10 protein-coding genes are annotated in these 10,461 nt (G+C 66.5%); 7 read left to right on the top strand and 3 right to left on the bottom strand.

Annotated elements, in window-relative coordinates; genetic code table 11:
* On the top strand, positions 1-391 hold a 391-nt coding region (locus tag SCI24_RS19205), incomplete at its 5' end, for a helix-turn-helix domain-containing protein (RefSeq protein ID WP_318726906.1).
* Between the two features lie 69 nt (positions 392-460).
* On the opposite strand, the gene SCI24_RS19210 is transcribed toward SCI24_RS19205, so the two are convergent.
* From SCI24_RS19210 to SCI24_RS19220, 3 genes are read right to left on the bottom strand one after another with little or no spacing between them, the layout of a single operon-like run.
* On the bottom strand, positions 461-1,750 hold the full coding sequence (locus tag SCI24_RS19210; protein ID WP_318726915.1) for a TRAP transporter large permease: 1,290 nt from the start codon (positions 1,748-1,750) through the stop codon (positions 461-463).
* 1 nt (position 1,751) lies between these two features.
* Positions 1,752-2,279: a TRAP transporter small permease gene (locus tag SCI24_RS19215; protein ID WP_318726907.1), complete on the bottom strand. Its 528-nt coding sequence runs from the start codon at positions 2,277-2,279 to the stop codon at positions 1,752-1,754.
* A 6-nt stretch (positions 2,280-2,285) separates the two neighbouring features.
* Entirely contained in the window at positions 2,286-3,314 is a 1,029-nt protein-coding gene (locus tag SCI24_RS19220) for a TRAP transporter substrate-binding protein (RefSeq protein WP_318726908.1), read from the bottom strand.
* A gap of 646 nt (positions 3,315-3,960) precedes the next feature.
* On the opposite strand from SCI24_RS19220, the gene SCI24_RS19225 reads away from it, so the two are divergent.
* From SCI24_RS19225 to SCI24_RS19250, 6 genes are all read left to right on the top strand, one after another.
* Positions 3,961-4,407, top strand: a complete 447-nt coding sequence (locus SCI24_RS19225; protein WP_318726909.1) for a thioesterase family protein — start codon at positions 3,961-3,963, stop codon at positions 4,405-4,407.
* 54 nt (positions 4,408-4,461) lie between these two features.
* The gene (locus SCI24_RS19230) at positions 4,462-6,327 is read left to right on the top strand and encodes a feruloyl-CoA synthase (protein WP_318726910.1); all 1,866 of its coding nucleotides are present in this window, start codon (positions 4,462-4,464) and stop codon (positions 6,325-6,327) included.
* Positions 6,328-6,342: 15 nt separating this feature from the next.
* Positions 6,343-7,113 carry a crotonase/enoyl-CoA hydratase family protein gene (locus SCI24_RS19235; RefSeq protein ID WP_318726911.1) on the top strand — a complete coding sequence of 257 codons (771 nt, stop codon included), beginning with the start codon at positions 6,343-6,345 and terminating at the stop codon, positions 7,111-7,113.
* Between the two features lie 26 nt (positions 7,114-7,139).
* On the top strand, positions 7,140-7,922 hold the full coding sequence (locus tag SCI24_RS19240; protein ID WP_318726912.1) for a 3-hydroxyacyl-CoA dehydrogenase: 783 nt from the start codon (positions 7,140-7,142) through the stop codon (positions 7,920-7,922).
* Between the two features lie 29 nt (positions 7,923-7,951).
* On the top strand, positions 7,952-9,739 hold the full coding sequence (locus tag SCI24_RS19245) for an acyl-CoA dehydrogenase (protein WP_318726913.1): 1,788 nt from the start codon (positions 7,952-7,954) through the stop codon (positions 9,737-9,739).
* A 31-nt stretch (positions 9,740-9,770) separates the two neighbouring features.
* Positions 9,771-10,461, top strand: a 691-nt coding sequence (locus tag SCI24_RS19250; protein ID WP_318726914.1) for an electron transfer flavoprotein subunit beta/FixA family protein, incomplete at its 3' end; no start/stop codon positions are given.

The raw sequence follows: 10,461 nt of genomic DNA on the forward strand, positions 1-10,461 counted from the left end.
CTCGCGCCTCGTCGACAAGCGCACTGCTGCTGGCACCACAACACGCCCGCAACCCCAGCACCGCGGGCTGGTTCACCTGCAGAACTACCAGGCGCTGATCGAGCGGCAGTTCCGCCAGCAGCCCAGCATAGAGCGGTTCGCCGAGCAGCTGGGCATGACCAGCGCCCACCTCAACCTGCTGTGCCGGCGCCTTGCCAACCGCAGCGCCCTCCAGCTGCTCCATGAGCGCCTGCTGCTCGAGGCCAAGCGCCAGCTCACCTACACCAACATGACCATCGGCCAGGTCGCCGACTCCCTGGGCTTCTCGGAGCCGGCCTACTTCACCCGCTTCTTCAAGCGGTTGACGGGACTCTCGCCCCGCGATTTTCGGCAGCGCCAGCCGCAAGCCTAGCCCCGGAACGACCGCGCCCCCGAACGCCATGGCGTCGGGGGCGCCGTCACGGCAGCCGGCGGATGCCGCTCAGAGCAGGAACAGGGTGGTCAGCACCGGGAAGGCGATCAGCAGCGCCAGGCGCAGGAAGTCCGAGACGATGAAGGGCGCCACCCCCTTGAAGATCTCGCCCAGCCCCACGTGGGGCGCCATGGCCTTGATCACGAAGACATTCATGCCCACCGGCGGGGTGATCAGTCCCAGTTCCACGGTCAGCACGGTGATGATGCCGAACCATACCGGGTCGATGCCCAGCGACTGGATGATCGGGAACACCACCGGCACCGTGATCACCAGCATGGCGATCGCGTCCATGAACATCCCCAGCACGAAGTAGAGCAGCAGGATGCACAGCACCACCACGATCGGCGCCAGCTCCATGCCGTAGAGGAAGTCGGTGATCGAGAAGGAGATGCGCGACACCGAGATGAAGTAGCCCAGGGTCTCGGCCCCCACCAGCATGAAGAACACCACCGCCGAGAGCGCCAGGGTCTCCTGCACGCTGCGCCACAGCTCGGCCCCGCGCATGCCCTTGGCCAGGGCATAGAGCAGGGTGGCGAAGGCACCGACGCTGGCCCCCTCGGTGGGGGTGAAGGCGCCGAAGTAGATGCCCAGGATCATCACCAGGAAGACCGCGAAGAACGGGATCAAGCCCGAAAGCGAGGCCAGCTTCTCCTTCCAGGCCGTGGGCTCGCCGGCCACCGCCAGGGAGGGCTTGAGACGCATCACCACGGTCACCGTGAGCGCATACATCACCAGCCCCATCAGCCCCGGCACCAGGCCGGCCATGAACATGTCCCCCACCGACTGCTCGGTGAGGATGGCGTAGATCAGCAGCGCGATGGAGGGCGGGATCATGATCCCCAGGGTGCCGCCGGCCGCCAGTGCGCCGGTGGCCAGGCCGCGGTCATAGCCGTAGCGCTCCATCTCCGGCAGGGCGACCCGGGTCATGGTGCTGGCGGTGGCCAGCGACGAGCCGGAGATCGCCGAGAAGATCCCGCAGGAGCCTACGGCCGCGATAGCCAGGCCTCCCTTCCAGCCGCCGCAGATCACCCGGGTGGAGTGGAACAGCTTGCCGGCCATGCCGGAGTGCGCCGCCAGTACCCCCATCAGGATGAACATCGGCACGGCACTGAAGCTGTAGTTGGAGAGCACCTCCACCGGCACGGTCTTGAGCTGGGCGATGGCCGCACTCCAGCTGATCACCTGGGCGAAGCCCACCACCCCGACGATCAGCATGGTCAGCGCCACCGGTACCCGCAGCACCATCAGCACCAGCAGCAGGCCGAGGCCGATGGCCCCGATCATCTCACTCGACAGATCAATCCCCACTGGAGACCTCCCCCTCGGCGCCGAAGACGGCACTCAGCACGGCATGGACCAGGCTGCGCAGCCCCAGCAGCAGGCTGAGCACGGCGGCCGCATAGTAGATGGGCCCCATGGGTATCCGCAGGTCCTGGGTCACCTCGCCATGGCGGGCCGCCGCACTGGCGGAGTCCAGCAGGCCGAGGAAGAGGATCAGGCCGAGTGCCGTGAACCCCAGCAGGTAGACGCCATGCAAGCGGTTCTTGATACCGGGCGACAGGCCATGGGAGAAGGCCTCCACCACCACCTGGCTCTTCTCCACGTTGGCCGCCATGGCCGCCAGCAGGGAGAAGAGCATCAGGTAGCTGACCAGTTCCACGCTGCCGGAGACGCGCAGGGCGATGGCCCCCTCGGTGAGCCGGTAGAGATAGCGGGTGCCGACGTCGGCGATGGTCACCCCCAGCAGCGCCACCAGGGCGATGCCCGCGACGAGCTTGCACAGGAGGGCCAGCCACTGGCTGGCCTGTTCCAGGGTGGACCGCATGCCCCCTTACCCCTGCTCGGTGGCACAGGACTCGCTGGCGGCGAGCGCCGCCTCGTAGACCTCGCGCCCCGGCAGGCCGCGCTCCTCGAGCCGGGTCAGGTAGCTCTCGATGCCGTCCTGGAGCGGCTTCTGCCAGTCCGGATGCTCCAGGGGATTCTCGATCTCGCGGATGGTGTGCCCGGCGTCCCTGGCTTCCTGCTTGCCTTCCACGTCCAGGCGGTCGAACACCTCGCCGGCATTCCCGGCCCACCGCATGCCGGAGTTGGCGTCGATGACTTCCTGCTGCTCGGGGCTCAGGCTGTCATAGGCGCGCTGGTTCATGGTGGCCACGAAGATCAGGGTGTAGAACGGCACCTCCGTGTGGTACTCGACCAGCTCGTTGATCCGGAACCCCTTCAGCCCCTCCCAGGGGAAGCTCAGGCCATCGATCACGCCGCGCTGCATGGAGGTGTAGATGTCCGGGGCCGGCATGCCCACGGGGTTCGCGCCCATGTTCTCGAGCATCTCGCCGGCGACCGCGGTGGGGCGACGGATACGTAACCCCTCGAGGTCGGAGGGCACCTGGACATCGGTATCGATGGTGTGAATACCGCCCGGCCCGGTGGTGAAGAAGAACAGCGGCCGGGTATCGGCATACTCCTCGTCCAGATGACCCTCGTCGTAGAGGGTCTGCAGCACGCAGGCGCCCTGGGTCGCTGTGGTGGCAACCCCAGGCAACTCGACGATCTGAGACAGCGGGAAGCGCCCGGCGGTATAGCCCTGAGCGGTGGCACCGATGTCGGCGATGCCGTTGGACGCCGCCTCGTAGATGGAATCGGGCTTGGCCAGGGTCCCGGAGGGGAACATCTCGACCCTGAGCTCACCGCCTGACTCCTCCTCCAGGGTGGCCGCCCAGGCCTCGAAGATCTCCTGGTTAACGCCCGAGGCGCCCGGCCAGAAGTGGGCCATGCGCAGGGTGGTGGCGGCCTGGGCGGAAGTGGCGCTGAGGCCGGCGATGGACGCGGCCAGCAGGCAGGCGGTGAACGTGGTCTTCATGGTGATCCTCCGGTGTTCTTAGTCGTTTTTGTACCGATGTTCGCATAGTGAACATAGGTTCGCGCCATAGGTGGAAGGTAAACCACCCCGGCGATAACGTAAAACGACTTTGGTCTTAGCTGGGGCGCCTGCCTGCCGGCCGCTGCCCCCTCGCCTGGGTTTTACTTCCGCGGCCTATCCCGACAGGGAGGGAACCCCACGTCGAGACCGCCGCTGCCCCTATGCCAATTACAGGGGCCAGCCCATCCCGCCCCCGCCTGGCCACATCGGTCTCTTCTTCTGGTACCCACGACTCGCCTGCTGACGCCCTCCTGACGCCCTCCTGACGCCCTCCTGACGCCACAGAGCATTCAGGGAAGATGCTGTCGAGCGCACCTTACACACAAAAGTGCATGATAATGCATTATCGGAACCCTACCGGACTGGCTAGACGCCTCCAAGCAGGGCACTGTTTTCTTTTATTTTAACAATGACCTTCTACTAAAGGCGTACCCATGTTCGACTTTCCACTCCCCAGATATGCATTATAGTGCATTTCTGTCAGCACGATGATGCCCACCGCAGCCGGGCATCACCAGCCTCCGCATCCACGACACCACAATAATCCTTCGGCGAGACCATCCCTCGTCACACCGGAGCCAGCCCTATGCAAGACACACCGGTGCAGTCCCCTTTCCACTATCGGCGCCCCATCCGCTGGGGTGACACCGATGCCGCCGGCATCGTGTACACGGCGCACTATTTCGATATCTGCATGGAAGCTATCGAGGGCTGGTTCCTCGAGGTCTTCGAGTTCGACTGGTTCTCCATGAGTCAGGATCAAGGCATCGGCTCCCCCTTCGTGCATGCTGAAGTGGACTTCCATGCCCCTCTGACCCCCCGCGACACGCTGCTTGTCAGCGTGGATGTGGAGCGGTTGGGCAACAGCTCTTTGAGCCTCAGGCTTACGGGCCTTCGTGAGCATGGGCATCAGCGCACTTTTACGGGGCACTTCACCTGCTGCTTCAACGACCTGAATTCCTTCACCAAGATCTCGATCCCTCAAGAGCTCCGACACCGAATCGAAACGTACCAGCGTCGTTGCACCGACTGAGTCCCTGTCCCTGACGACCAGCACATCAAAAACAAGGCAATCACAGGAGTCACCATGAACGGTTTCACTGCCTCCGCCAACAAGCCGATGTTCGCCGAGCCGCGTGTCCTCATGGACAAGCGGAACGATGGCAGCATCCTGCTACAGTCCGCCATCACGCTGGACGATCACTACGCCCGCTGCGTCGGTGAGTGGCTCGAGCACTGGGCCCGAGAGGCCCCCGAGCGCACCTGGCTCGCCCAGCGCGGTACCGACGATGAGTGGCAGAGGATCACCTACGGCGAGGCCCGCCAACGCGTGATCGCCATCGCCAGCTGGCTGCTGACCCAGGAGCTGTCGACTGAGCGACCGGTAATGATCCTGTCGGACAACAGCATCGAGCATGCGCTGCTGGTGGTTGCCGCGATGCATATCGGCGTGCCCGTCAGCTCCATCTCTCCGGGCAACTCCCTGATGTCGAAGGACTACGCCAAGCTCAGGGGCAACATCGAGCTGCTGCGTCCGGGCGTGATCTACGCCGATCCCATCGAGAAGTTCCGCCCGGCGCTGGAAGCCGTGGCCGACCTGCATGACGCCACCCTGGTGGCAGGCAGTCAGAGCAACGATCTCATGGCAGGCAGCGTGGCATTCGCTGACACCGAGGCCAGGAGCGACGAAGCGGCGGTGATGGCAGCCTTCCATGCGATCACCCCGGACACCATCGCCAAGTTCCTGTTCACCTCAGGCTCGGTGGGCGTGCCCAAGGCGGTCCCGAACACCCATCGCATGCTGTGCTCCAACCAGAAGGCCAAGGAGCAGGTCTGGCCAATGCTCGCCGAGGAGCCGCCGGTGCTGCTCGACTGGCTGCCCTGGAGCCATACCTTCGGCGGCAACCACAACTTCAACCTGATCCTGCGCTGGGGCGGGTCCCTCTATCTGGATGACGGCAAGCCGACACCCGCGTTGATCGAGAAGACCGCGCGCAACCTCAGGGAGGTCTCACCGACCCTCTATTTCAGCGTGCCACGGGCCTACGACATGCTGGTGCCGCTACTCCGCGAGGACGACACCCTGCGCGAGGGGTTCTTCAGCCGTCTCAAGCTGGTGTTCTATGCCGCCGCCGCCCTGCCCCACCACCTGTGGACGGCGCTGGAGGAGATGGCCCGCGCTACCACCGGCCAGGAGATCATGGTGGTCTCGTCCTGGGGCTCCACCGAGACCGCCCCTATCTGCACCGACTGCCATTTCAACGCCACCCGTTCAGGAGTGATCGGCGTGCCGATCCCGGGCACCACGCTCAAGCTGGTGCCCGGTGCCGACAAGCTGGAGGTTCGCGTCAAGGGCCCCAACGTCTTCGCCGGTTACTGGAAGCAACCGGAGCTCTCTGCCGGCGCCTTCGACGACGAGGGCTACTACATGATCGGCGACGCCGTGGAGTTCGTGGATCCCGAGCGCCCCGAGCTGGGGCTGCTGTTTGACGGCCGAGTCGGCGAGGACTTCAAGCTGCTCACCGGCACCTGGGTCCATGTGGGCAGCCTGCGCATGGCCGGCCTCGAGGCCATCGCCCCGGTCGGTCAGGACATCGTGGTGACCGGCCACGACCGCGACGAGATCGGTTTCCTGATCTTCCCCCACCCCGAAGAATGGCGCCGCCTCTGCCCGGACCTGCCGGCTGACACCCCACTGGAAACTCTGGTGGAACGCCCGGAAATCATCGCACACGTGCGTGAGGGGCTCGCCTCCCTCAAGGCCCAGGGCGGCGGCAGCTCCACCTATGCCACACGCGCCCTGCTGATGAGCGAGCCCCCTTCCGCGGAGGCCGGCGAGATCACCGACAAGGGTTATATCAATCAGCGCATGGTGCTGAATCGCCGCGCCGAGCTGGTCGAGGCGCTATATGCCGAGACGCCGGACCCGCGCGTCATCACCCTGCCCCAATGACATGCCGAGGACACCATGAGCGAGACACTGGTCAAGACATCGCTGGATGACAGCATCTACACCATCACCCTGTCGCGTCCCCAGAAGCGCAACGCCGTCAGCGACCGCTTGCTGGCGGCCCTGGAGGAGGCGCTGGTGGCCACTCCGGACGGCACCCGGGTGATCATCCTCGCCGCCGAGGGCAAGCACTTCTGTGCCGGCCTGGACCTCTCCGAGCACCAGCATCGCGAACCCTTCGGGGTGATGCAGCACTCCCGCGGCTGGCACCGCATCTTCGACCGCCTGCAGAGCGGCGGCATCCCGGTGGTCGCCGCCCTCCAAGGCGCAGTGATCGGCGGCGGCCTGGAACTGGCCACGGCGACCCATGTCCGGGTGGCCGAGCCCAATACGATGTACCAATTGCCCGAAGGTCGCCACGGCATCTTCGTTGGCGGTGGGGCCTCGGTGCGCGTAGCCGACATCATCGGGCCGGGCCGCATGTGCGAAATGATGCTCACCGGTCGCATCCTGGATGCCGAGGAAGGGCAGCGCCTGGGGCTATCGCACTATGTGGTCGACGAGGGCGAGAGCCTCGCCAAGGCCCGGCAGTTGGCCGAACGCATCGCCGAGAACGCCCCCATGGCCAACTGGGCCATGGTCTCGGCCATCTCGCGTATCGCCAACATGGCCAGCGACGACGGACTGTTCACCGAGTCCCTGACCGCCGCCCTGACCCAGACCAGCCCCGAGGTCGTCGCCCGTATCGGCGAGTTTCTGGAGCGCAAGGGCCAGGGCCCGCGGCGCTGATCTGCCACTCACAAGGAGCATTTGCCATGAAATTCCAGGACAACACCTTCATCGTCACCGGCGGCGCCTCCGGCCTGGGCGAGGCCACGGTACGCGAACTGCACGGCGCCGGCGCCCGGGTAGTGATCGCCGACCTCAATGCCGAACGCGGCGAGGCCCTGGCCGCCGAGCTGAATACACAGGGCTCGGGTGAGCGCGCCGCCTTCCAGCGCACCGACGTCACCGACGAGACCGATGCCCAGGCCGCGGTGGACCTTGCCGTGTCCCGCTTCGGCGGCCTGCAGGGGCTGGTCAACTGCGCCGGCGTCGGTGATCCCGCCAAGGTACTGGGCAAGCAGGGGCCGCAGCCCCTGGCCACCTTCTCGCGGGCGGTGCAGATCAACCTGATCGGCACCTTCAACATGATCCGGCTGGCCAGCGCCGCCATGGCCGAGGGCGAGCCCCAGGCCGACGGCGAGCGCGGCGTGATCGTCAACACCGCCTCGGTGGCCGCCTTCGATGGCCAGATCGGCCAGGCCGGCTATGCCGCGTCCAAGGGCGGCATCGTCGCCATGACGCTGCCCATCGCCCGCGAGCTGGCGCGCCACGGCATCCGCGTGATGACCATCGCCCCGGGGCTCTTCCAGACGCCGCTGATGGAGACGCTGCCCGAGGAAGTTCAGCAGTCGCTGGCCGCGTCGATCCCCTTCCCCAATCGCCTGGGCCGGCCCGACGAATTCGCGCGCCTGGCCTGCCAAATCGTCGACAACGTGATGATGAACGGCGAGACGGTTCGCCTGGATGGCGCCATTCGCATGGCACCGCGTTAAGCCGCCCACTCTCCGTTTGAGGATGTCCCATGATCGATTACCAGGCGCCATTGCGCGACATGCAGTTCATTCTCGGCGAGCTCGCCGGCCTCGGTGACGTGGCCGCGCTGCCCGACTGCGAGGACGCCTCCCCCGACCTGGTGGCGGCCATCCTCGAGGAGGCCGGCAAGTTCGCCAGCGGGGTGATGGCCCCGACCAACCGCCAGGGCGACCTGGAGGGCTGCCGCCTGGAGGGCGAGCGGGTGATCGTCCCACAAGCCTGGCAGGCCACCTACGACCAGTTCCGCGAGGCGGGCTGGCTGGGGCTGTCGCTGCCGCCTGAGTTCGGCGGCCAGGGCCTGCCCAAGCTGGTCTCCACCCCGGTGTGGGAGATGTGGTTCTCCAGCAACATGGCCTTCACCATGCTGCCGCAGCTCAACGTCGGCCAGGCCGAGGCCCTGCTGATCGCCGCCAGCGAGGCGCAGAAGGCCACCTGGCTTGCAAAGATCGTCAGCGGCGAATGGGCGGCCACCATGAACCTCACCGAGCCCCAGGCCGGCTCGGACCTGGCCGCCACCCGCATGCGCGCCGAGCCCACCGCGGAGGGTGACTACCGCCTCTTTGGGCAGAAGATCTACATCTCCTACGGCGAGCACGAACTCACGCCCAACATCTTGCACCTGGTGCTGGCCCGGCTGCCCGATGCCCCCGAGGGGGTCAAGGGCCTGTCGCTGTTCCTGGTGCCCAAATACCTCCTGGATACGGACGGCAACCCTGGCGAGAAGAACGACGTACGCTGCATCTCCATCGAGCACAAGATGGGCATCCACGGCAGCCCCACCTGTACGCTGAGCTTCGGTGACACCGAGGGCGCCGTCGGCTACCTGGTCGGCGAGCCCCACCAGGGCCTCAAGACCATGTTCATCATGATGAACGAGGCCCGCTTCGGGGTCGGCGTGCAGGGCGTGGCGCTGGGTGAGCGGGCCTACCAGTCGGCCCTCGACTACGCCCGGGAACGCGTTCAGGGCCGCAATATCGTCAGCGGCGAGGCGGGCCAGCCGATCCTTTACCACCCGGACGTCAAGCGCATGCTGGTGGGCATGCGCGCGCGGCTGCTGGCCATGCGCACCTTCCTCTACACCGCCGCCGGCTGGTTCGACATCGCCCACCACCACCCGGACGCCGAGGTGGCCGACAAGCACCGCCGCTACGTCGACCTCTTGATGCCGGTGGCCAAGGGCTGGTGCACCGAGGTCGGCAACGAGCTGTGCGACGAGGCCATCCAGGTGTTTGGCGGCATGGGCTTCGTCGAGGAGACCGGCGTCGCCCAGCTGTTCCGTGACGCCCGCATCATCACCATCTACGAAGGCACCACCGGCATCCAGGCCAACGACCTTCTGGGCCGCAAGATCCTGCGCGAGAAGGGTGCGACGCTGCGCGAACTGCTGGACGACATGCGCACCGTTGCCCAGGCGGCCCGCGAGGACTCGCGCCTGGCGGAGCTGGCAGAGGGCCTGGAGGAACTGCTCGAGGGGCTGGCCGCGACCACCGACTGGCTGCTCGCCCAGGGCAAGGAGCAGACCGCCGCCCTCTACGGCGGTGCGGTCCCCCTGCTCTATCAGCTGGGTACGGTCGTCGGCGGCTGGCAGCTGGTGCGCGCCGCCCAGGCCGCACAGCGCCAACGCGATGCCGGCGAAGGCGACCCCGACTACCTGGACAGTGTCATCGCCCTCGCCCGCTTCTACATGGCCAGCGTAGCGCCCGAGGCGGCGTCCCACGCCCGAGCCGTGCGTGACGGTGGCCGGGTGTTGGCCCACTTCCCCGAGGCCGGGCTCTGAGCCACCTTTTCCCCCTTCACAGGAGACGCCCATGAAAGTCCTCGTCGCGGTCAAACGCGTCATCGACTACAACGTCAAGATCCGGGTCAAGCCGGACAACAGTGACGTCGACCTCACCAACGTCAAGATGGCCATGAACCCCTTCTGCGAGATCGCCGTGGAAGAGGCAGTGCGCCTCAAGGAAAAGGGCGTGGCCACCGAGGTGGTCGCCGTGACCGTCGGCCCCAAGGCCGCCCAGGAGCAGCTGCGTACCGCCCTGGCGCTGGGCGCCGACCGCGCCATCCATGTCGATACGTCAGCCGAGACCGACGAGCGCGTCGAGTCGCTGGGCGCGGCCAAGGTCCTGGCCAGGCTGGTCGAGGAGGAGCAGCCGGGCCTGGTGATCCTGGGCAAGCAGGCCATCGACACCGACAACAACCAGACCGGCCAGATGCTCGCCGCCCTGACCGGGCTGCCCCAGGGCACCTTCGCCTCCGAGGTGGTGGTCGAGGGGGACAAGCTCAAGGTTACCCGCGAGATCGACGGCGGCCTGCAGACCATCGAGCTTTCCCTGCCCGCCATCGTCACCACCGACCTGCGCCTGAACGAGCCGCGCTACGCCAAGCTGCCCGACATCATGAAGGCCAAGAAGAAGCCGCTGGACGTCAAGACCCCGGCGGAGCTCGGCATCGAGGTGGCCTCCAGGGTCAGGCTGCTCAAGGTCGAGCCGCCGGCCGAGCGCC

This window comes from Halomonas sp., from assembly GCF_033549285.1.
In the GTDB taxonomy this organism is placed as follows: domain Bacteria; phylum Pseudomonadota; class Gammaproteobacteria; order Pseudomonadales; family Halomonadaceae; genus Halomonas.